The organism is Streptomyces sp. NPDC001450 (assembly GCF_053597295.1).
Window position 1 is genome coordinate 111,338 of sequence record NZ_JBSFHY010000014.1, and the last position, 23,480, is coordinate 134,817.

Below are 23,480 nucleotides of genomic sequence, written 5' to 3' on the forward strand. Positions count from 1 at the left end.
GGTCTTGTTCTTCACCGCTGCTCCCAGGAGCGGAAGGCCCGCAGGTGTTCGGGTGTGGTCACGACGTCCAGCCGTTCGTCGTCCGGGTCGCCGCCGCCGAGCGCGGCCAGCAGCCGGCGGGCGGGGGCGTTGCGCGGGGTGCGCTCCGCGGCGAGCCGGACCTTGGTGCAGCCCAGCTGTTCGGCCCGGTCGGCGAGCCAGCCGAGCAGCCGTTCCTCGACGCCCCGGCCAAGGGCGCGGCAGCTCATCAGCCAGGCGAGCACGTCGAGTTGGTCCCCGTCTGCGTGGACCGCGAGCAGCGCGATCTGACCGTAGTCGCCGAACCGGTCCCGGGCCGCCGCCGTCCACACCTCGCCCTGTTCGCGCCACCGGGCGAGGTCGCCGCCGTCGGCGGACCGGGCGCGCAGGGTGAACTGGTTCGTGCGGCGGACGAGTTGTTCGCCCCGCTCGACGTCCACGTCCGCCAGCTCGCGGATGCCGACCTCGAGGTTCAGCTGGGCGAGGAACTCCTCGAACCCGGCGCCCTCGCGGACGGCGTCCCGCTCGCGCTCCTGTGCGTAGAACCGGGCCCGCAGGGCGTCCTCGGCGGTCGCCGCGACCGGGACGAGGGGCCACAACCGGTCCACGAACGCGTCGAGTTCGGCGGCCGGCGGGCAGGTCACGGACAGCGTCTGCGGGTGCGCCGCGCGCATCCTGGCGATCTCGGCCGGGTTGTCGTCGAGGAACAGGAAGCTGTCCAGGCCGAGGTTGAGGGTGCGGGCCGCCTCGGCGAGGCGGTCCGGCTTGGGGTTCCAGGCGGCGGAGACCACACTGAAGTGCTCGGCTTTCAGCAGGCTGTCGGGCCGGTCGAGGACGGCCCGGACCGTGGCCTCGTCGTTGTTGCTGACCAGCGCCAGCAGCGCGCCCGCTTCCCGCCACCGCAGCAGCCTGCGGGCGAGCCGGGCGCGGGGGCCGGTGAGGTCGACCGCCTCGGGACCTGCCTCGCCCGCCACTCCGCCCCACAGGGTCTCGTCGCCGTCGACGGCGATCACCTTGGGTGCGGGCCGCCGTACGGCCCGTACCACCTCGGCCAGACGCAGCGCCACGGCTGCCTGGAAGGCCGGGGTGAAGGGCAGGTGGGCGAGGCGCTCGGTGCGCTGGTCGAAGCGGTCCTCGACGGTGTGGTGCCGGGTCCACTCGTCGGGGCCGAGCACCGCGATGCCGGGCAGTTCGGCCAGGTCGGCGGCGATCCCGCGCTCCCAGTCGAGGAGGCGGTCATCGGCCCGGGCGGTCGGCAGGACGCCGACGACGAGCGGCCTGCGGGTGCGTTCGGCGAGGGACTTCAGCGCGGCCGGGTAGGCGCCGCGCAGTTCGGCGAGGACCGTGTCGTCCACCGGTCCGAACCGCTCCAGGTCGGTGGCCCGCAGCAGGACGACGCCCACTGTGGTGGCCGGGTCGGCGAGGACGCCGGACGGGTCCTGGAGGGCGGCGAGCACCTGGTGGTACGGCGCTTCGGCGACCGTCGCCCGCTCGTCCTCCAGCGCCGTCTCGCACATCAGGGGCAGGTTGCCGAGGGCGAAGGTGGCGGCGAGGGCGAGACGCGGTCCCTCGACCGGCGTCGGCCGAACGGCCGTCGCGCTCTCGCGTACGACCTCGGTCGCGTCCTCGGCGGTCTCCGCGAGCACCTTCAGGAACTCCTCGCCGAGTTCGGTCGCGGTGTCCGCGTCCAGGATGTCGAGGTTGTGGTCGAGGCGGACGGTGCCCGTGTCCGGGGTCATGGTGATCATCAGGTCGAGGTCGGTGTGGCCGACGCCGGCGGGCAGCACTTCGAGGTTGGTCAACCGGCCCGAGAAGCGGACGTAGTTGAAGTAGACCTCGACGAGCGGTGCGTTGGCGCGGTGCAGGCCCTGCCGGGCGAGCGTGGCGAGGACGTCGGAGAACATGGCGCCCTTCGCCAGGATCCGCTGCAGGCGCTGGTCGGTGCGGACCAGCACGTCCGAGACCCGCTCTCCCGCGGCCGCCTGGGCGGGGAAGGGCACGGGGACACCGAAGAAGCCCACCGCGCCGTACGCCTCGGCGTGGATGCGGGTGTCCACGGGCACGGCGAGCGCGAACCGCTCCCGCTCCCGCTTCCTGGCCAGCAGCACGGTGAGGGTGCCGAGGCAGAACGCGGCGGGGGTGACGGTCAGGGCGCTCGCGGCGGCCGAGATCCGCTCCATGAGACCGTCTGGGACGGTCACGGTGACGCTGCCGGACCGGTAGGAGCGGGTCTCCGGGCGCGGCCGGGCCAGAGTCAGGTCGAGCCGTTCGCTGCCCTCGAAGGCCGCGCGCCAGTCCTCGCCGGGGCCGTCGCCGCCGCCTCGCTGGGCCTCGATCAGCAGGTCAATGTCCCGGTTGGTGACGGTGCCGTCCAGCGGGGTGCCGGAGAGCTCGGCGTCGACCTCCGCGGCCACGAGGAGCAGGGACTGCAGGTCGCTGACCGCGTGATGGGCGCCGAACACGAGGATCTGGCCCTGCGGGCCGCCGTCGGCGAGTTCGAACCGCCACAGCGGCGGAACGGCCAGGTCGAACGGCGGCTCGAGGAGCAGCCGCAGCCGCTCGGCCGCGTCCACCTCCGTGGCCTCGGTCCACCGCAGGAGCGGCGTGGGCGGCTGACGGTCCACCCGCAGCTGCCGGCCGCCCTCACCGCCGGTCACGACGGCGGTGCGCAGGGCGGCGTGGCGGGCGGCGAGCCGGTCCAGGATGCCGGTGAGGGCTTCCCGGGTGGTCGGTGTGGTGAGCCGTACGGCCAGGCCGACGCCGTGGGCCGCGTCGGGCATGTCCGGCTGCGCGCTGCGCAGGAGCCGTACGACATCCCGGGTCGCGGGCCGCAGTTCGGTCTCGGGCACGTCCTGCGCGGGTGAGCTGTCGGCCCCCTCGGCGGAGGCGGCCCGCTCGGCAGGGACGGCCCGCTCGGGCAGTGCCTCGCCGAGGGTGCGGGCGAGGCCGCGGATGTCGGCGGCGGAGAACACGTCGGCGGCCGGGAGCTCGACGCCCAGCTCACGGGCGAACGCGTTGCGCAGCCGGACCAGCATCAGCGAGTCCAGGCCCAGCTCCTTCAGGGCCGTGGTGGCGAACACGTCCACCGCACCGCCGGAGACCTCGCCGACCCGGGCCCGTACGTAGGTCTCGAGCCACTCGGCGCGCTCCTGCCCGGGGGCGGCCGCGAACACCTTGTTGACCAGGTCGTCGGTGTCTTTGCCACCGGCCGGGGCGGACACCAGGTCGGCGAGCAGCGGGCGGCTGCGTACCGCGTCCGGGTCGAGGGCCAGCAGCTCCCAGTCGAGGGCGATCGGGGCGAGCTGGCGGCGGGCGGTGGTCAGCACCCGCTCGAACAGTTCGCCGCCGTCCTGCGGGGAGAAGGCGACCAGGCCGGAGCGGCTGGTCTCGGCGGCCCGGGTGCCGGACTCGGCGACCATGCCGACGCCCGCCCAGGCACCCCAGTCCAGGCTCAGCGCCCGGCGCCCGGTCCGGGAGAGGTGGTGCGCCCAGGCGTCGAGGAAGGCGTTGGCCGCCGAGTACGGGCTCTGCCCGGCCGAACCCAGCAGACCCGCCGCCGAGGCGAACAGAACCAGGTTCCCGGCCTCCGGGACCAGTTCGGTGAGCAGGGCGGTGCCGAGCACCTTGGGCGCGAGGACGCGCCGGACGTGCTCCTCGGTGAGGTTCGCCAGGGTGGCGTCGTCCAGGACGCCGGCGGCGTGGACCACGGTGGCGACCGGACCGGCCTCGTGGCGCAGGGCGTCCAGGGCGGCGGTGAGTCCGGCGCGGTCGGCGACGTCGGCGCGGACGAGGTGCACGGTGACGCCCCGCTGTTCGAGGCCCCGGATCCAGGCGGTGGCGGCCGTGCCGGGCGTGCCGCGGCTCAGCAGGGCGAGCCGCCGGGCGCCCCGGCGCACCAGCCGTTCGGCGACGACACGGCCGAGGCCGCCCAGGCCACCGGTGATCAGGTGCACGCCGTCCGGCAGCTCGGGGTGGCCGCCTTCGTCGGGGCGGGTACGGGCCAGGCGCGGGACGAGCCGGCCGGTGTCGCGCAGCGCGACGAGGCGCTCGTCGTCGGCGTGCCACAACTGGGTCCACAGCGCCTCGGCTCCGCCGTCGGCGGGCAGGTCGACCAGCGTGGTGGCGAGTTCCGGGTGCTCCTGGGCCACGGCGAGGCCGAAGCCCCAGGCGAGGGCCTGCTGCGGCTGGGTCACCTCGGTGCTGTCACCGGCGGCCTGGCTGCCGCGTACGACGACGAACAGGCGCGGTGCCCGGCCCTTGGGCCGCTCGCGCTCGGTGAGGGCCCGCACCAGGTGCAGGGTGGCCAGGCAGCAGAGCCGGGCGGCCTCCTCGGCGCCGCGGCCGTCGAACACCGGCGGGGCGTCGAGCGCGGACAGCTGGACCACCCGCTCGGGCGGCGCGTCCGCGAAGGCCTCGTCCAGGAGCCGGGCCCACTGGGCGGGGTCGGCCGGGTCGAGGACGTAGCGACCGGGGCCTTCGACGCCGTACGCGGTGCCCCGGCGGGCGACGACGTGCGGCGCCAAGTCGCCGAGCCGGTACGTGAGTTCGTCGGCAACCCCGGTCTCGTCGGCGAGGACGAGCCAGCTGCCCCCGGCGGGCGGCTCCTGTGCCGCGGGGCGGGGCTGCCAGCGCGTCTCGAAGAGTGCCCCGTCCAGCGGGGAGAGCGCGGCGAGCCGGAACTCGTCGGCCGCGAGGACGAGTTGGCCGTCGTCGTCCCACAGGCGCAGGTCGAGTAGGGCGGTGTCGCCGTCCACCGCGCGCAGGTCACAGCTCACCCAGGCGGGTGCGGTGCGCAGGCCGGTGAACCGTACGTGTCCGGCACCGGCGGGCACGAACGCCCGGCCCTGCGGGGCGGCCGCGGGCAGCGCGGCCGTGTGGAAGGAGGCGTCGAGCGTGGCCGGGTGCAGGAGGTGACCGGCGGCGGGCCGGGCGGCCAGGCGGGCCACCGCTGTCGTTCCGCCGTCCCGGTGACCCTCGGCCAGGCCCCGGAAGGCGGGGCCGTAGTCGATGCCGAGGGCGGCGAGACCGGCGTAGACGGCGGGCAGGTCGACCCGCTCGGCGCAGCGCTCACGCAGCGCGGCGAGTTCCATGACGGCCTCCGCCACCGGCTCCGGAGTGAGGGCGATGCGCCCCGTCACGTGCCGCTCCCACCGCGGCTGTCGCGCACCGGCGACGGTCGAGGCGACGGAGAACTCCCGGAAGCCGTCCTCCGCGGGCCGCAGCACCAGTTGCAGCCGTACGGGCCGGCCGGCGTCCAGTCGCAGCGGCTGGACGAACCGGACGTCGGCCAGCTGCACCTCGTCGCCGTCGGCGAGCGTGGTCGCGGCCTCCAGCGCCATGTCCAGGAAGGCGGCGCCCGGCAGCCACACCTCGCCCGTGACCTGGTGGTCGGTCAGGTAGGCGAAGCGGCTGTCGTTCAGGTCGATCTCGCTCTGGAAGAGGTCCCGGCCGGGTTCGTCGCTGGCCTGGACGTGGGTGCCGAGCAGCGGCGAGCCGCCGGTGGAGGTGTCCTGGACGGGGGCGAGCCAGTGGCGTTCGCGGGCGAAGGCGTAGGTCGGCAGGTCGGCGCGGCGGCCGTGCGGGAAAAGGGCCGTCCAGTCGGGCGTGTGTCCGGCCTCGTACAACTCCCCCAGCCTGCAGAGCAGTACGTCCTGACTGTCCCGGCCGCGGAGCAGTGAGCCGATGCCCACCGCGCCGATCCCGGCCTCGGCCGCTACGGCCTCGATCGCCGCGGTGAGCGAGGGGTGCGGGCTGAGTTCCACGAAGTAGCGGTAGCCGTCGTCCAGCATGCGGCGGACGGTGTCGGCGAAGCGGACCGGGTGGCGCAGGTTGTCGAACCAGTAGGCGGCGTCCAGGCCTTCCCCGGTGACCGGTTCGGCGAGCACCGACGAGTAGAGCGGGGTCGGTGTGCGGGTACCCCGTATACCGGAGAAGCGGTCGAGGAGTTCCGCGCGCAGCGGTTCCATGAGCGGGGTGTGCGAGGCGAACGGCGTCGACAGGACGCGCGTGGGGACACCCCGCTCCTCCAGTTGGCGACGGAGTGCGGCGAGCGCGTCCGCGTCGCCGGAGACGGCGGTGGCGCCGGGGCTGTTGACGGCTCCGACGAAGAGTCGGCCGGCGTAGGGCTCCAGCAGCTCCTCGACGTCGCCGAGCGGCAGCTCCACGGCGAGCATGCCGCCCTGTCCGACGAGCGGGACGACCGCGGCGGCCCGTCCGGTGACGGCGGTGACGGCGTCGTCCAGCGTGAGGGCGCCCGCGCTGTACGCGGCGGCGATCTCGCCCAGGCTGTGTCCGACGACCGCGTCCGGGGTGACGCCGAGTTCCCGCCAGGCGGCGGCCAGGGCGGCGTTGACGGCGAACAGGACCGGCTGGAGGTATTCGGTGCGGTCGAGCGGGGAGAACTCCTCGGGTGCGCGCAGCACGTTGAGCACCGACCAGCCGGCCTGCCGCTCGACGGCGGCGTCGATGCGGGTCAGCTCCGCCCGGAAGGCCTCGGACTGGGACAGCAACTCCAGGCCCATGCCGGTCCATTGACCGCCGTGTCCGGCGAAGACGAAGGCGACCTTGCCGGTCTGGTCCTCGCGGGGCGCGGGCACGGGCTTGCGTCCGCCGCCGAGCGCCTTCAGGGAGGAGAGCAGTTCGTCCCGGTCGCCGGCGACGACCGCGGTGCGCCACTCGAAGTGGCTGCGGTGCCTGGCCAGAGTGTGGGCGACGTCCGGGAGGGCGGTGTCGGGGGTGACGTACCGGGCGAGCCGGGCCGCCTGCCCGCGCAGCCCGGCCTCACTGCGCCCGGAGAGCAGGAACAGCCGCTTCCCGTCCGGGAGTTCCGGGTCCTGTCGCGGCCGGGCGGGGGCTTCCTCCACGATGACGTGGGCGTTGGTGCCGCTGATGCCGAAGGCGCTGACCCCGGCCCGCCGCACCCGCTCCCCCGTCGCCGGCCAGGCGACCGGTTCCTGGAGCAGCCGGAGCCCGCTGCCGTCCCACTCGACGTGCCGGCTCGGCGTGCCGGCGTGCAGGGTGCGGGGCAGGGTCTGGTGGCGTAGCGACTGCACGACCTTGATCAGCCCGGCGACACCCGAAGCAGCCTGCGCATGGCCGATGTTGGACTTCAGCGAACCCAGGTACAGCGGGCGGTCCTGGGGGCGGGAGCCGGCGAAGACCTCGGCCAGGGCGTTGGCCTCGATCGGGTCGCCGAGCGTGGTCCCGGTCCCGTGGGCCTCGATGTGGTCGAGGTCGGCGGGTGCCAGCCCGGACAGCTCCAGGGCGCGGCGGATCACCTGCTCCTGGGCCGGGCCGTTGGGCGCGGACAGGCCCTGGCTGCGGCCGTCCTGGTTGACGGCCGTGCCGCGCAGCACGGCGAGCACCTCGTCGCCGTCCCGCTCGGCGTCGCTCAGCCGCTTGAGGACGAGCATGCCCGCGCCCTCGGCCCAGATCGCGCCGTCGGCGGCGTCGGAGAAGGAGCGGCAGCGGCCGGTCGGGGACAGGCCGCGCAGGCGGCTGAACTCCACGAAGGTCTGCGGGGTCACCATGAGCGTCACCCCGCCGGCCAGGGCCAGGTCGCACTCCCCGGCGCGCAGGGCCTGTGCGGCCAGGTGCGTCGCCACCAGGGAGGACGAGCAGGCCGTGTCCACGGTCAGGGCCGGGCCGTGCAGGCCGAGCGCGTACGCCAGCCGGCCGGAGGCGACGCTGAGTGCCGAGCCGGTGCCGACGTAGCCGTCGAGCTGGTCGAGGCGGGAGCCCGCCAGGTAGTCGCTGCCGAACATGCCGACGTACACGCCGGTGGTGCTGCCCGCGAGCCGGGCGGGCACGATTCCGGCGCGTTCCAGCGCCTCCCAGGCCGTCTCCAGCAGCAGCCGCTGCTGGGGGTCCATGGCGGCGGCCTCCTTCGGGGTGATGCCGAAGAACCCGGCGTCGAAGGACTCGATGTCGTCCAGGAAGCCGCCTTCGCGGGCATAGGACTTGCCGAGGGCGTCCGGGTCGGGGTCGTAGAGCGCCTCCACGTCCCAGCGTCCGGCCGGGAACGGGCCGACCGCGTCCCGGCCTTCGGCGACCAGCCGCCACAGGTCGTCCGGGTCGCTCACCGATCCGGGCAGCCGGCAGGCCATCGCCACGATGGCGATCGGTTCGTCGCCGGCGGGCGCGGTCGTCCGAGCCCGCTGTTCCTTGCGTGACGTGCGCCCCAGCACGGTGGCCAGCAGGTACCCGGTGAGCCGGTCGGCGGTGGGGTGGTCGAAGAGGAGGGTGGCGGGCAGGCGGGTGCCCAGGCGGGCCCCGATGCGGTTGCGCAGTTCGACGGCGGTGACGGAGTCCATGCCGAGGTCGCGCAGCGGCTGGTCGGGGCGCACGGACTCGGCCGAGCGCAGGCCGAGGGCGCGGGAGGCCTCGTCACGGACCAGGGCGAGGACGCGCTCGGCCCGCTCGGGCTCGGGCAGCCGGGCCAGGCGGTCGGCGAGGGCGTCTCCCCCGGTGCTGCGCGGCGCGGGCAGCAGCGAGCGCCACAGGGCCGTGCCGGCGGCGTCCGACGCGCGCAGGCGGGGCAGGTCGAGGGCCCAGGCCACCAGGTGCGGGGCGGTGCGCCGCAGGGACAGCGCCACGAGGTCGCGGCCCTGCTCCGGGGTGAGCGCCCGGTGGCCGAGCCGGGCCATGCGGTCCAGGTCGGCGTGGGCCGCGGCGAGGCCCTCACCGGCCCAGGCACCGAAGGAGATCGAACTGCCGGGCAGGCCCAGAGCCCGCCGGTGGTGGGCGAGTTGGTCGAGGAAGGCGTTGGCGGCCGCGTAGTTGCCCTGACCCGCGTTGCCCACGACACCGGCGGCCGAGGACACCAGCAGGAACAGGTCCAGAGGGGTGTCGGCGGTGAGCCGGTGCAGGTGGAGGGCTCCGTCGACCTTGGGTCCCAGTACCCGCGCCAGCCGCTCGGGCGTCAGCTCGGCGACCACCCCGTCGTCGAGGATCCCGGCACAGTGCACGACACCGCGCAGGGGCAACTCCTCGCCGGCGCGGGCGAGTACGTCGGCGACGGCGGCCGGGTCGGTGACCTCGCAGGCGACGACCTCGGCCTCGGCGCCGAGCGCGGCCAGCTCGGCGACCGTCTCGGCCGCGCGGGGATCCTCGGTACCCCTGCGCGCCGTCAACAGGAGTCGGGGAACGCCTCGTCGGGCGAAGAGGCGGGCGATGTGCCGGCCGACGGCGCCCAGGCCGCCGGTGATCAGAACGGTCCCGTCCGCGGGGAGGTGGTCGGCCGCACCCTGCTCGTGGCGGTCGGGGCGTGCGCGCACCAGCCGGGGTACGACCAACGTCCCTTCGCGAAGGGCGAGTTCGGGTTCGTCGGCAAGGCCCACTGCCGCCCTGAGCGCGGACGCGGGGTCGCCGTCGTCGAGGTCCAGCAGCGTCAGTCCGAGGTCCGGATGCTCGGCACGTGCGCTGCGGACCAGCCCCCACAGCACCGACTGGGCGTGTCCGGCGACGGGGTCGCCGTCGGCCGCGGCGATCGCGTCGCGGGTCACCCACACGGTCCGGGCGGGCGCCTGGTCCTCGGGGAGCGCGAGGAGCTGCTGCAGCTCGGCGAGCGCGGTGGCCGCCAACTCGTGTGCGCCGGACAGCGGTTCGTCGGGGCGCGGCCAGAATCGTACGACCACGTCGGCGCCCGTCTCGCGACGCGCGAGGCCCTGCAGAGCGGCCTCGGCCGTCGGGTCGGCCGGATCGCCGGCCACGGCCCAGGTGAGGTCCGAAGCGGCGGCGGGCGGCTCCTCGGTGACGGCCGTCCAGGCCACCTCGTACAGGTGCCGGGCGTTCTCCGAGCCGGCGTCGAGGTCGGCCGGGTCGGCGGCGCGCAGGCGTACGGCCTCCAGGCGTCCGGCGGGCAGGCCGTCGGCGTCCCACAGTGTGACGTCCAGGGTGAGGTCCGAGTCGGCTTCGCTCGTGCGCCGCACCTGCGCGGTCAGATCGCCCGCGCCGCCGTACGGCAGGACGCAGCGGCCCACGGCGACCGGGAGCAGGGCGCGTCCGCCGGTCGCTCCGAAGGCGGCCGTGACGTGCAGAGCGGCGTCCAGCAGGGCCGGGTGCACCGGGTACGGGTCGGCCGTGTCGCGGGCGGTGGAGGGCAGGGAGAGGCGGGCGAGGAGCTCTCCGTCGCCGGTCGTGACCGCCGACCGTACGCCCTGGAAGGCGGGCCCGTAGCCGAGGCCGAGGCCGGACAGGCGGTCGTACGTCTGCGCGGTCCAGGCCTCTTCGGCGGTGTCGGGCCACTCCGGGGGGCGGCCCGCGGTGAGCGGGGCCGACTCGGCCGCGCAGGCGGTGGCGTGCAGGGTCCAGCCGGGGGCGTCCTGTCCGCGCGGGCGGCTGTGCACGGTGATCTCGGGTACGGGACCGCCGGTGACGACCTCGACGGAGACCTCGACCGTGCCGGTGCCGGGCAGGACGAGGGGGCTGAGCAGGAGCAGGTCGGTGACGTCGGCCGCGTCGTCCGGGCGGGCCACGGCGAGCGCGGCGCGGCACAGCTCCATCAGGGTGGTGCCGGAGACCACGGTACGGCCGAACACGGTGTGGTCGGGCAGCCAGTCGGCGGTGGCCGGGGACCACTCGTTGCGGAAGGTCCAGCGGGTCTCGTCGGCGGACTGGAGCTGGATGCCGAGGAACGGATGCGCGGCCCGGTCGAACAGGGCCGGGCCGCCGGTGGCGGTCTCCGGTTCGATCCAGTGGCGCTGCGCGTCCCAGGCGTAGGTCGGCAGGTCGGCCGTGTCGCCGTCGGGAACCGAGCGGCGCCAGTCGATCCGCCGTCCGTGGACGTGGAGTTCGGCGGCGGCCCGGTCCAGGCAGGCGGGGCCGTCCTCGTCGCGGCCGAGCGAGCCGACGGCGGTCAGGTCGTGGCCGGTGTCCTCGCCGACGGTGCGCAGCGCGGTGAGCAGGGCCGGGTGGGGGCTCAGTTCCACGAAGTGGCGGTAGCCGTCGGCGAGCATGCGCTCGACGGTGGGCGCGAAGCGGACGGTCTCGCGGAGGTTGGTGTACCAGTAGCCGGCCTCCAGTTCCTCGGTGACCGGTTCGGCGGTGACCGTGGAGTACCAGGCGGTGTCCGTGGGGTAGGTGGTCACGCCGTCGAGTTCGTCGAGGATCCGCTCGCGGACCGGTTCGACCTGGGCGCTGTGGGAGGCGTAGTCGACGTCGAGACGGCGGACGAACACCTGGCGCGCTTCGAGGCGGGCGAGCAGCGCTTCGACCGCTTCGACGGCGCCCGCGACCACGGTCGCCCGGCCGCTGTTGACGGCGGCGACCGAGACGGATCCGTCGAGTTCGGCGCGGACCTCGCCGTGGGGCAGCGCGATCACGGCCATGGTGCCGGTGCCGGACAGGCCGGTCAGGGCCTGGCTGCGCAGGGCGACGACGGCGGCCGCGTCGTTGAGGCTGAGTGCGCCTGCGACGCAGGCGGCGGCGACCTCGCCCTGGCTGTGCCCGATGACGGCGTCCGGTCGGACGCCCCGGGCGCGCCACACGGCGGCCAGCGACACCATCACGGCGAACAGGGCGGGCTGGACGACGTCCACGCGGTCCAGGGACGGGGCGCCTGCGTCGCCGCGCAGCACGGCTGCCACGGACCACTCGGTGAACGGGCGCAGCGCCGCGTCGCAGCGGTCGAGCTCGTCGGCGAACACGGGGTCCCGGTCCAGCAGGTCGCGGGCCATGCCGGCCCACTGGCTGCCCTGGCCGGGGAAGACGAAGGCCAGCTTTCCGGCGGGGGCGGTGCGCTGGGGGCCGGTGGTGTGGTCGGGGTCGGGGTGTCCGCCGGCGAGGGCACGCAGGGCGTCGAGGAGCCGGGTGCGGTCGGAGGCCCGGACGACGGCCCGGTGGTCGAAGTGGGTGCGGTGGTGGGCGAGGGTCGCGGCGACCGCGGGGAGCGGCAGCTCCGGGTGTGTTTCGAGGGTCTCGAGCAGCCGGGCGGCCTGGCCGTGCAGGGCGGGGAGGCTACGGGCGGAGAGGGGGAAGAGCGTGGGGGCGGGCTGCTGCGCGGGGGTGTCGGCGGTGGCGGGTTCCGGTGCTTCCTCCAGGACCACGTGGGCGTTGGTGCCGCTGATGCCGAAGGCGCTGATCCCGGCCCGGCGCACCCTGTCCGCGGTGCGCGGCCAGTCCTGTCCGGCGCTCTGCACGCGCAGCCCGCTGCCGCTCCAGTCGATCTGGTCGGTGAGGCGCTCGGCGTGCAGGGAGGCCGGCATGTGCTCGTGGCCGAGTGCGAGCACGGTCTTGATGACGCCGCCGATGCCCGCGGCCGCCTGGGTGTGGCCGATGGCGGACTTCAGGGAGCCGATGCCGAGGGGGTGGTCGGCCGGGCGGTCGGGGCCGAAAACGTTGGCCAGGGCCCGCAGTTCGATGGGGTCGCCGAGTAGGGTGCCGGTGCCGTGGGCTTCGACGTGGTCGAGATCGTGCGGGGTGAGCCCGGCCGCGTCCAGCGCGGCACGCACCACCCGTTCCTGAGCCGGGCCGTTGGGGGCGCTGAGGCCCTGGCTGCGGCCGTCCTGGTTGATCGCCGAGCCCTTCACGACGGCCAGGATCCGGTCGCCGTCCCGGCGCGCGTCCGCGAGCCGCTTGAGCACGACGAGACCGCAGCCCTCGGCCCAGACGACGCCGTCCGCGTCGGCGGAGAACGGGCTGCACCGCCCGGACGGGGACAGCCCGCGCAGCCTGCTGAACTCGACGTGCCCGCGCGGGGTGACCAGCAGGGTGGCCCCGCCGGCCAGGGCGAGATCGCACTCCCCGCTCGCCAGGGCGCGCGCCGCGAGGTGCAGGGCGACCAGCGAGGACGAGCAGGCGGTGTCGACCGTCACCGCCGGCCCCTGCAGGCCGAGGGTGTAGGCGATGCGTCCGGAGGCCACGCTGGCCGCCGAGCCGGTGCCGACGTGTCCGTCGAGCTGGGTGAGCGGGGCGGCGGCGAGGTAGCCGCTGTCGTACAGGCCGAGGTAGACACCGGTGGAGCTGCCGTTCAGGGACTCCGGGAGGATGCCGGCGCGTTCGATCGCCTCCCAGGCGGTCTGGAGGAGCAGCCGCTGCTGGGGATCCATGGCGGCGGCCTCGCGCGGGGAGATACCGAAGAAGGCCGCGTCGAAGCGGTCGATGCCGCCGTCGAGGAAGCCACCACGCAGGGTGTAGGCCTTGCCGGCCGCCTCGGGGTCGGGGTCGTACAGGCCACCCGTGTCCCAACGGCCCGCCGGTACCTCGGAGATGGCGTCCTCGCCCGTGGTCAGCAGCCGCCACAGGGCCTCGGGGTCGTCGGCGCCGCCGGGGAAGCGGCAGGCCATGGAGATGATCGCCACGTCGTCGCCGGGGCCGGTCCGCTCCACGGCCGGACCCGGCAACGGCGTTCTCGCCCGCTGCGGTTCGAAGACGGCCTGCGCGACGGCGGCGATGGTGGGGTGGTTGAAGACCAGGGACGGTTCCAGAGGGCGGCCGGTCAGCGTGCCGAGTTCGCCGGCCAGGGTGACCAACTGGCGTGATCCGAGGCCGAACTCGGCGAGCGGCCGGTTCGGGTCGACGTCCGCCGGGTCGGTCCCGGCCGCCTCGGCGACGGCCGATGCCAGCCAGGCCCGGACGCCCTCGGAGGTCGTCAGGGACGGCTCGGGGGTGCGCTTCGGGGACTCGTTCGCAGGCATCTGGGCAGGTGTCCTCGTGAACTCGGGCTCAGGCTGGATTCCGTACCGGGCGACAGGTGCGCGGTACGGCGAAAGGAGGCGGCGTACGGCCGCAGGGGCCTCCCGCGCCGACGGGCACGCGGGAGGCGGCGGTGTCACTCCGCAGCGGGCGCGGTCACCACGGAGAGGGTGCCGTCGAGGTACGCCGTCCGGGTGGCGCGGCGCTGGATCTTCCCGCTGGAGGTCTTGGGGATGGTGCCGGGCTGCACCAGGACGACGTCGCGCAGGGACAGGCCGTGGGCCTCGCCGACCGTGCTGCGGATCAGATCGGTGATCTTCTCGGACTCGCCGGCGTCGTCCGGGGCGATCTCGGCGACGAGGACGGGCTGTTCCCCCTCGGCCGCGGTGTCCACGGAGAACGCGGCGGTGCAGCCGGGGCGCAGCGCCGGGTGGGACAGCTCGGCGGTCAGCTCCAGGTCCTGCGGGTAGTGGTTGCGGCCGTCGATGACGATGAGGTCCTTCAGGCGGCCGGTGACGAAGAGTTCGCCGTCCCGCTGGAGGCCGAGGTCGCCGGTGCGCAGGAACCGGCCCTCGTGGCCGGGGAGTTGGGCGCGGAACGTCTCGCGCGTGGCGAGGGCGTTGCGCCAGTAGCCCTTGGCGACGCTCGCCCCGCCCACCCAGATCTCGCCGATCTCGCCCTCGGGCAGCTCCTCCTGCCGCTCGGGGTGGACGATCGCCACGGTCACGCCGGGGCCGGGCCGGCCGCAGCCGACGGCAGCCGCGTCGGCCTCGCCGGCGTTCGGGGCGCCGTCGGCGGCGGCGAGCAGCGTCGGCGGGGTGTCCACGGTGCCGCCGGTGACCATCAGGGTGGCCTCGGCCAGGCCGTAGCAGGGGTAGAGGGCCTCGCGGCGGAACCCGGAGGGGCCGAAGGTGTCGGCGAAGCGGCGCAGCGTGGCCGCGCGCACCGGTTCGGCCCCGTTGAAGGCGACCTTCCACGAGCTGAGGTCGAGGCCGTCGAGCAGGTCCGGGCCGGCGTGCTTCAGGCACAGCTCGTAGCCGAAGTTGGGGCCGCCGCTGGTGTGCGGGCGGTAGCGGCTGACGGCGGTGAGCCAGCGGGCCGGCTGCTGGAGGAAGTGCAGGGGCGAGAACAGGGTGGCGGTGGCGCCGAGGTACACCGTGTTCAGGACGGGACCGATGAGTCCCATGTCGTGGTAGACCGGCAGCCAGCTGACGAACAGTTCGTGGTCGTGGGCGGCGAGCACCTCGGGTGTGTGACCCATGCGCTCGGTGATGACCCGCTGGTTGTCCAGCAGGTTGCCGTGGGTGACCACGACACCGCGCGGGGCGGAGGTGGAGCCCGAGGTGTACTGGAGGAACGCCACGGAATCCGCGGTGAGTTGGGGTTCGCGCCAGGCGGCGGCCGCGTCGTCGGGTATGTCCTCGGTGGCCAGACGGGCGATCCCGTCGAGTTCGGGCAGGTGTCCGGCCATGCCGTCGAGCGCGGTGATCACGTCCCGGCCGCCCAGGATGACCTTGGCGTCGGCGTCGGCCATCAGGCGCTTCATCCGGGTCAGCGCTCGGTGGTTCTGTGAGCGGCCCTGCGGGGGCACGCCCGGTACGGCGACCACACCGGCCGACAGGCAGCCCAGGTAGGCGCAGATGAACTCCAGGCCGGGCGGGTACAGCAGCATGGCGCGCGAACCGGCCAGTCCGCGCTCCTGCAGCGCAGCGGCGACGGCCCGGGAGCGGGTGGCCAGCCGGCCGTAGGTGAGTTCCTCGATCTCTCCGTCGCAGTCACCGGTGACGAGGTGGCGGTACGCGGTGCGCTCCGGATGGTTCGAGGCGTGCGCGGTCACTGGATCGACCAGGGAACTTGCCATGGGACGAGTCTCACCTGTCTGGATAGGTGGTGAAGAAGAGGGAGTTCGAGCGTCGCGCCGGGCGGACGCACGGGGCCGGGTTCAACCCGGCCTCGTTGCCGGGTCGTTGGACTCGACCCCTCTACACAGAGCACCATGGGTCAGATGGCACCGAGTGATCCCCCCGCAGCAGATTGCTACCGACGAGTAGCACCATAGCAGTCCGAATGACCGACATGTCGAACGCACGTAAACGCTTCGTGTCCAAGCGAGTTGGCCGAACTGACGGTCCGTGACGAATCCGTGAACAGGCCGCGGCGACACGGCACGTCGTGCACATCGTGACCCTCGTTGCACTCTGCGCTCGATTGATCACACAGAGACAGTTGAAATCGTACCATTACCCCGCATGCCGGACAGGTGAATCCGCCCTATCGTGCTGTCATGGAGCACGCACTGAGTCCCGCAACCCTCGCCGAACTGCGGCGCCCGCGTCCTTACCCGGCAGTGTCCGTGCTGACGCCGACGCACCGCCGCGAACCCGAGAACGGCCAGGACCCGGTTCGGCTGCGCAACGTGGTGGCCGAGGCCAGGAAACGGCTGGATTCCGACCCCTCGATCACCCGGGAGCGGCGCGCCGACGTCGTGGCACAGCTCGACCGCGCACTGACGGAAGTGGACCTGTCGCACGCCGAGGACGGTCTGGTGATCTTCGCCGCCCCGGGTGAACACCAGGTCTGGTCCCTGGCCCGCACCGTCCCCGAGCGGGTGGTGTTCTCGGACACCTTCCTCACCCGCAATCTGGTCTCCGCACAGGCCGCCGAGCGGCCATTCTGGGTACTGTCGCTCTCCGCCGACCGCGTGACCCTTTGGAGCGGCGGCCACGACCGGGTCGTCGAGGAGCATTCCGGCGGCTTCCCGCTGATCCACATCCGGGAGAACTTCGACGCCGAGCGCCGGGAGCAGATCGGTGACGTGCCGAGCATCTATGTCGACGAGGGCACGCGTCAGTTCCTGCGCGAGGTGGACACCGCCCTGGGCACGGTGCTGCGCGAGCAGCCACGTCGTCTGTACGTCACCGGCGAGCAGGCGGCCCTGTCCCTGCTGGACGAGGTCGGCAGCGCCGCCAAATCCGCCGTACAGGTCCCGCACGGCGGCCTCGCCCACGCCGGCCCGGAGGCTGTGTGGCAGGCCCTGAAGCCGGTCCTGGAGGAGGAGGCCCGCAGGGACACCTCCTCCGTCGTCGGGGAACTGACCTCGGCACGCGGGCGCAAGGCCTTCGCGGCCGGGGTGGACGAGCTGTGGCAGAACGCCCGGGACGGCCGGGTCCGGCTGCTCGCGGTCGAGGAGAACTACCGCGTGACCGTCCGCGACCAGGGCGACCACCTCGTCCCGGCCGAGCCCGGTGACCTGGACTCCCGCGACGACATCGTGGACGAGATCGTCGAGCTGTGTCTGGAGACCGGCGCCGACGTGCGCTTCGTCCCGGACGGCACGCTGGGCGACGCGAACGGCATCGCGGGGGTGCTGCGGTACTGAGGAACTCCGCCGGCAGCGGCACCGAGGCATTCCCCGGGGCCGCTGCACCAAGGCACTCACCAGGCAGCGCTCCCCCTGCCGCGTACGCTGCGGCGTGATCGTCGGCGAGAGGGAGCGCGCACATGGGTGACCTGCTGGGTGTGGCCGTACTGGGTGCCGGACACATGGGAGCCGACCACATACGACGCCTCGGTGAGGTGGTGAGCGGCGCCAGAGTGGCCGCCGTGGCTGATCCCGATCGCGAGCGGGCGAAGGAGGCGGTGGCCGGCCTGGACGGCGTCGCCGTGCACACGGACCCGGTGGCCGCGCTGAAGGCGCCCGGCGTGGCGGCCGTGCTGATCGCCTCCCCCGGCCCCGCGCACGAGGAGGCGCTGCTCGCGGCCTTCGGGCGCGGCCTGCCGGTACTGTGCGAAAAGCCCATGGTGCCGGACTCCACCGGTGCGCTGCGGGTGGTGGAGGCGGAGGCGCGGCTCGGCCGCCGGCTGGCCCAGATCGGCTTCATGCGGCGCTACGACGCCGAGTACCGGCGGCTGAAGGCCCTGCTGGACGGGGGCAGCCTCGGCCGTCCGCTGATGCTGCACTGCACCCACCGCAACGTCTCCGCACCGCCCGACTTCACCAGCGCCATGCTGATCAACAGCTCCGTCGCGCACGAGATCGACGCGGCCCGCTGGCTGCTCGGGCAGGAGCTGACGGCGGTCACCGTGCTGCGCCCGGCGTCCTCGGCGGGTGCGCCCGAGGGCCTGATCGATCCGCAGTTCGTGCTGTTCGAGACCGAGCACGGCGCCCTGGTCGACGTGGAGGTCTTCGTCAACTGCGGCTTCGGCTACCAGGTGCGCTGCGAGGCCGTGTGCGAGGCGGGCAGCGCCCGGATCGGCGACGAGCACACCATGGTGGTCACCCGCCGGGGCAGCGCCGCCGAGGAGGTGGCGCAGGACTACCTCGTCCGCTTCGCCGACGCCTACGACCGCGAGGTGCAGGCCTGGGTCGACGCCACGCGGCGCGGCGTGGTCACCGGCCCGAGTGTCTGGGACGGCTACGCGGCCTCCGTCGTCGCGGAGGCGGGAGTCCGGGCGCTGGAGACCGGCGGCCGGGTGGCCGTCGGGCTCGCCCCGCGCCCGGACCTGTACGCCGAGGTCAGCCTCTGACGCTCGCGGCGCCGGTCTCCAGGTGCCCGGTGAACCGGCGCGACCAGGTCGCGTCGGAGTCGACGGTCACCGTGATGTCGTACCAGCCGTTCTGGTACGCGACGGCGTTGAAGTAGTCCTCCGCCGAGACTCCCGCGGCGACGGGGTAGGTCCAGGGACCGGCGCCGCGGGCATGGTTGGAGGTGATGGTCACCTTCTCGGCCGTGAACAGCCGAACTCGCGTGCTCGGCGGTTCACACCTCGTCGCGCTCCTCGGCTACCGCTGGCTGCGGCATCGAGGTCGCATCCGCCCTGACGGGCGCGGGACCGGTGACACGGCCCCACACCGGGATGACCCCGATGACGCCGGCCCGGTCGACGCCGACTACAACCGTTGGGCAGCGGGCCGCAGGTGGCCATGCCGATGACGCGCGTCGCGGGCAGCGGGACGGAGCCGTGGACCGGGTTGGCGAAGTCGAAGACACCGGTCAGGTCACCGCTCACCCTGCGCCGCCAGTCGCTGATGTTGGCGCACGTGGCGGGCCTGCCGATCGCCGCCGTCCAGGTCTCCAGGAACCGCAGCACCGAGGTGTGCTCGAAGACCTCGGAGGAGACCCAGCCACCCCGGGTCCAGGGTGAGATGACGAGCGTCGGGACGCGGAAGCCGAAGCCGTACGGCACGCCGTTGAGGAACTCTCCCGCGGTTCCGGCGGGCGGCGCCGGGGGCGGGACGTGGTCGAAGTAGCCGTCGTTCTCGTCGTAGTTGAGGAACAGGACGGTGGATTCGAACACGTCCTGGTCGGCGGCGAGGGCCTGGTAGACGAGGTTGACGAAGTGGGCGCCGTCGCCGGGCGGGGCGTACGGATGCTCGGAGAAGGCCTGGTTGGGGACCACCCAGGAGACCTGCGGGAGGGTGCCCGCCAGGACGTCGGCCTTGATGGCGGCGGCCGGGGTGGCGCTGAGCTTTCACGGGTATGGGCGGCCCGTTCCGTTCGGCTGGTTGAAGACCGGGTAGCCGCCGCTCAGCGTGATGCCGCTGCGGTCGTCGAAGCAACGGACACCCTTCAGGCGCCCGAAGTAGTGGTCGAAGCTGCGGTTCTCCTGCATGAGGATGACCACGTGCTGGACGTCCTTGATCGTGCCGGTCGCTGCGGTCGCTGCCGCGGCCGTGGTGGGGGTACCTCCCAGAGCGAGCGCGTTCGAGCTCTGGGGGAGGGTGCCGGCGTCCAGCACCACGCCTGCCGCCACGGATGCGCCGAGTCCCACGAAGCCTCTTCGGCTGATCGGTGTCATTCGCCCCGTCCTCGTCAGCGGCGTGCCCCTGTGGCACACCGCGCGCCAGGGTGCACGCGGTGATCGTCGAGGTCCACTGCCGTGCGGTGAGGCATGAGTGCATAGAGGTCAAAGTCGGGGCCCCGGCCCTGACCGGGGCTCACACCCCGCCGAACAGGCTGCTCAGACCTCGCTCCACGACCGCCGCCACGTCCTCCTGCCCGGCCGGCACCAGGGAGTAGGTGTGCAGCAGGAAGCGGCGCAGCGCCGAGGTGGGAAACTGGAGCAGGGCGAGGCCGCACGGCGAATGGAGTTCGAGGACCGTCCGGGTACGGCCGTACGGCCATATCTGTACGTCCCCGTGTCCGGCCGGGGCGCGCAGGCCCTGGTCCAGCAGGGAGCGCGCGAACGTCCAGGTGACCTCGTCTCCCTCCAGGGTGGCCTCGGGCGGGAAGTCCACGAAGACGGCCAGTGGATCGTCCGCCGCGTAGCGCAGGAGGGCGGACACCGGGACCTCCCGGTCCTCGGCGGTGATGAGACGGGCGTGGGCGGTCTGCTCGACGAAGATGTCCATGCCATTAAGGAGTCCGCGGAGGCCCGTCACAGGACGCCAAATCCAGACAGAGTTGGTGCGGATCGACCGGTCGCCGCCATCATGGAACATCTGAGCGTCGAACAGGCGGCTGAGCACGACCGCGAAGCCCTACGGTATGGGTCAAGGCACGTAGAAGTCCTACGACTTGAACCAGCTCGCGCGTACGCCATACGCCCCCTCGGATCAGCCCGGGAAGACTCTGGCATATGTCGGAAGCACCACCGTATCGTGTGTTGCCAAATCCCTTACAGGGCGTCGCGGGCTGTGCAACAGTCGTAACGGTCCCTCCGTCCCCCTTGGCCGTCCATCCCCCTTCGGAGTGCGTCATGCCGTCCCCAGTCTCCGCGGACCGCCCAGCCGCCCAGCCGCCCGGGCGCGGCTCGGTCGACGCGTTGATCACGCAGGCGCGGCGACTCAAAGGCGACGTGGACGCCGTACGGCGGGACGCGCAGAACGACGGATCGGACCCGGAGGAACGCTGGCAGCGGGCGCTGTACGACCTCGCAGTGCACCAACTCGAGGATCTGGACGCCCACTTGGCCCAGCTGCGGGACGGCCCGGAGCCCGCCCCGGCGGACGAGCACACCGAGACGCTGGTCGTCCGGCCCACGGCGGCCGTCGGCGCACCGCGCGCCTCGCTGCTCAGCCGTGTCGGCAGCGCGGAGTGGAACCTGCTCACGGACGAGGCGAGTTGGTCCGGGGAGCTGTACCAGATCCTCGGCCTCGACCCGGCCGGCCCCGCCCTCACCCTGGACGAACTGCCTTCGCTGGTCCTGGAGGAAGACCGGGCGAAGCTGACCCGGATGGTGACGGACTGCCTGGTCGACGCCAGGCCGATCGACGGCGAGTTCCGTGTCGTACGGCCCGACGCCTCCGTGCGGACCGTGCACATGATGGGCGAGCCCGTGCTCGGTGGCGACGGCAGCACCGCCTCGATGTGGGCCGTGCTGCGCGACGTCAGTGAACTGCGCCGCAGCCAGCGGACGGTGCGCGAGACCCGTGACTCGCTCCAGCACCACCAGCGGCAGGCCCGCACCGAGCAGCGGCTCGCGGTCGAGCTGCAGGAAGCCGTGCTGCCGCCCTGGCGCGGCTCCCTGCGGCTCCCGCACCAGGGACCACAGACCCTCGACCTCGCCGCCCACTATCTGCCGGCCGCCACAAGTGCCCTGATCGGCGGCGACTGGTACGACGCGCTGGAGCTGTCCGACGGCGCGACCCTGCTCAGCGTCGGCGATCTCACCGGACACGGCGTCGCCGTCACCTCCGGCATGGCGATGCTGCTGGGTGCCGTGCGCGGCATGGCCATGGCCGACACTCAGCCCGGCCCCCTCCTGACCATGCTCAACCAGTTACTCGACGCCACCGTGCAGCCCGCCCTCGGCAGCACCGTGTGCTGCCGCTACCGGCCCGAGACCCGCACCCTGGTGTGGGCGCAGGCAGGACACCCCGCCCCGCTGCTGTACCGCGACGGGACGGGGCACATGCTGAACGCACCGGACGGCGTCCTGCTCGGCGCCACCACGGGCGCCACCTACGGGCAGGCCGAAGTGGTCCTGGAGCCCGGCGATCTCCTCCTGCTGCACACCGACGGGCTGGTGTCCGGGCACGGCGGAACCACAGCCGTGGACCGCCTGCTCGACCTCGCCCCACGCTTCGACGCGGCCCGCACGGCGCAGGAATGTGTGCGGACGGTCGTGGAGGAGTTCGGCGGAGCCGAGCGCGAGGACGAAGCCTGTGTGCTCGTCGCCAAGGTCACTTCATGAGCCGACCGAGCTGAGTTCTGAACCTGATCTGAACCTGATCAGCCGACCTTCAAGACCTTCTCAGTCTTCTGGCCTTCTGGCCTTCTGAATAGGGAGCAGCGCACAGCCCCTACGCCTGTGCGCGGTTGTCGGCCCTGCCCCTCGGCTTCGGCAGGGCGAGCCTGATCTCCTCCCGCAGTTCGTGGATCTTCGGATACTCGGCGTACTGGGCGGTGAGCTGGTACATCTGCCGCAGTCGGTCCCAGGTGCGACGGGACGAGTTCGAACCCATCGACATCAGGGCCAGCCGTGCGAAGCGGTCGGCCTGTTCCGGGTCGTCGGCGATGAAGCAGGCCGAGGCCATGGAGAGATGGTCGAAGATCTTCGACCGCTCCCGCCCGTCGATACGCAGGGCCAGGGCCTTCTCCGCGTAGTACTGGGCGTGCGTGGCCGCACCGGGGTCGAACTCCGCGAGAGTGCGGTAGGCGAGGGCCTGCATGCCGTACAGATCCTCGTCCTTGAAGGTCTGCATCCAGTCCGGCGGCTCCAGGTCCTGCCGGTCGGAGACGAAGAGGTCCTCCGCCTGTCCGAGCGTGCGGCGCATCGCCTGGCCCTTGCCCATGGACGCCTGTGCCCAGGCCTCGATGGTGTGGAACATCGCCTTCGTACGCGGCTGCAGGCGCTCCCCCGAACCGGACTGGGCGAGCTTCATCAGGTCCAGCGCGTCGTCGGGCCGGCCGAGGTGCACCATCTGCCGGGCCGCCCGGGACAGGGCCTCCCCGGCACGCGGCCGGTCACCGCCCTCACGGGCGGCGTGGGCGGCGATGACGAAGTACTTCTGGGCCGTGGGCTCCAGGCCGACGTCGTGCGACATCCAGCCCGCGAGGACGGCGAGGTTGGCGGCGACGCCCCACAGGCGGCGCTGGAGATGGGGTGGGTGGTGGTAGGCGAGCATGCCGCCCACCTCGTTGAGCTGGCCCACGACCGCCTTGCGCTGGAGCCCGCCGCCACGGGCGGCGTCCCAGGCACGGAACACCTCGACCGAACGCTCCAGTTCCTCGATCTCCTGCGACCCGATGGGGGCGGCCTCATAGCGGTCGAACCCAGCGGGGTCGGCGTGCAGGGGATCGTCGAGGACAGGGGCGTCGGCCTTCAGTGTGGGGTCGGCGTGCAGCCAGTCGTACATGGCGCTGCTGAGTGTGGATCCCGCGGCGAGCGCGGCACCCGCGCCCACCAAGCCGCGTCGGTTGAGCATGAGGTCCATTCCCGTGAATTCGGTGAGGACCGCGGCGGTCCGTTCGGGCGCCCACGGCACTCCGTCGGGATGTTCCGCATTCCCGTCGCCCTGCCGTTTCCCCGTACGCCCGTGCCGTACCAGACCGAGGTCCTCGATGGTCACGACACGGCCGAGACGCTCGGTGAACAGGGCCGCCAGCACCCGCGGTACGGGATCGCGCGGGATCTCTCCCATGTCGATCCACCGCCGCACCCGGGAGGTGTCGGTCGACAGCTGGGGGTGGCCCATGGCCGCCGCCTGCTTGTTGACCAGCCTCGCGAGTTCGCCCTTGGACCAGCCGGCCAGGCCGAACAGGTCCGAAAGGCGGGTGTTGGGTTGTCCGCTCACGTCAAGCCCCCAGGTTCTCGGCTGAGTTGACAGTAGCCCCGTGGAGGTTGCCGGGCGACTATTCGCCACGGTTCGCCAGGGTGCGCCAGAT

General features: G+C 73.4%; 10 protein-coding genes. 3 read left to right on the forward strand and 7 right to left on the reverse strand.

Features of this window, described 5'->3' with window-relative positions; translation table 11 throughout:
- Positions 1–11: 11 nt before the first annotated feature.
- Both ACWC5O_RS17795 and ACWC5O_RS17800 read right to left on the reverse strand, forming a co-directional pair.
- Entirely contained in the window at positions 12–13,652 is a 13,641-nt protein-coding gene (locus ACWC5O_RS17795) for an SDR family NAD(P)-dependent oxidoreductase (protein WP_450587624.1), read from the reverse strand.
- Positions 13,653–13,786: 134 nt separating this feature from the next.
- Positions 13,787–15,511: a fatty acyl-AMP ligase gene (locus ACWC5O_RS17800; RefSeq protein ID WP_450587625.1), complete on the reverse strand. Its 1,725-nt coding sequence runs from the start codon at positions 15,509–15,511 to the stop codon at positions 13,787–13,789.
- Between the two features lie 423 nt (positions 15,512–15,934).
- Between ACWC5O_RS17800 and ACWC5O_RS17805 the strand changes: the two genes are divergently transcribed.
- Complete coding sequence (locus ACWC5O_RS17805) at positions 15,935–17,029, forward strand: baeRF3 domain-containing protein (RefSeq protein ID WP_450587627.1); 1,095 nt, start codon at positions 15,935–15,937, stop codon at positions 17,027–17,029.
- Between the two features lie 122 nt (positions 17,030–17,151).
- On the forward strand, positions 17,152–18,177 hold the full coding sequence (locus ACWC5O_RS17810) for a Gfo/Idh/MocA family protein (protein ID WP_450587628.1): 1,026 nt from the start codon (positions 17,152–17,154) through the stop codon (positions 18,175–18,177).
- On the opposite strand, the gene ACWC5O_RS17815 is transcribed toward ACWC5O_RS17810, so the two are convergent.
- From ACWC5O_RS17815 to ACWC5O_RS17830, 4 genes are all read right to left on the reverse strand, one after another.
- A complete protein-coding gene (locus tag ACWC5O_RS17815) occupies positions 18,167–18,370 on the reverse strand; it encodes a phospholipase domain-containing protein (RefSeq protein ID WP_450587630.1) in 204 nt (67 codons plus the stop codon). The two genes, ACWC5O_RS17810 and ACWC5O_RS17815, sit on opposite strands and share 11 nt — an antisense overlap.
- Entirely contained in the window at positions 18,367–19,095 is a 729-nt protein-coding gene (locus ACWC5O_RS17820; RefSeq protein ID WP_450587747.1) for an alkaline phosphatase family protein, read from the reverse strand. The genes ACWC5O_RS17815 and ACWC5O_RS17820 overlap by 4 nt, the downstream gene beginning before the upstream one ends.
- A 27-nt stretch (positions 19,096–19,122) precedes the next feature.
- Positions 19,123–19,422 (reverse strand): alkaline phosphatase family protein, encoded by a 300-nt coding sequence (locus tag ACWC5O_RS17825; protein WP_450587631.1) that lies wholly within the window; start codon positions 19,420–19,422, stop codon positions 19,123–19,125.
- Between the two features lie 166 nt (positions 19,423–19,588).
- Positions 19,589–20,002: an SsgA family sporulation/cell division regulator gene (locus tag ACWC5O_RS17830; protein ID WP_450587633.1), complete on the reverse strand. Its 414-nt coding sequence runs from the start codon at positions 20,000–20,002 to the stop codon at positions 19,589–19,591.
- A gap of 347 nt (positions 20,003–20,349) precedes the next feature.
- On the opposite strand from ACWC5O_RS17830, the gene ACWC5O_RS17835 reads away from it, so the two are divergent.
- On the forward strand, positions 20,350–21,786 hold the full coding sequence (locus ACWC5O_RS17835; RefSeq protein WP_450587634.1) for a PP2C family protein-serine/threonine phosphatase: 1,437 nt from the start codon (positions 20,350–20,352) through the stop codon (positions 21,784–21,786).
- Positions 21,787–21,895: 109 nt separating this feature from the next.
- On the opposite strand, the gene ACWC5O_RS17840 is transcribed toward ACWC5O_RS17835, so the two are convergent.
- The gene (locus ACWC5O_RS17840) at positions 21,896–23,389 is read right to left on the reverse strand and encodes a DNA-binding protein NsdB (RefSeq protein WP_450587636.1); all 1,494 of its coding nucleotides are present in this window, start codon (positions 23,387–23,389) and stop codon (positions 21,896–21,898) included.
- Between the last annotated feature and the right edge of the window lie 91 nt (positions 23,390–23,480).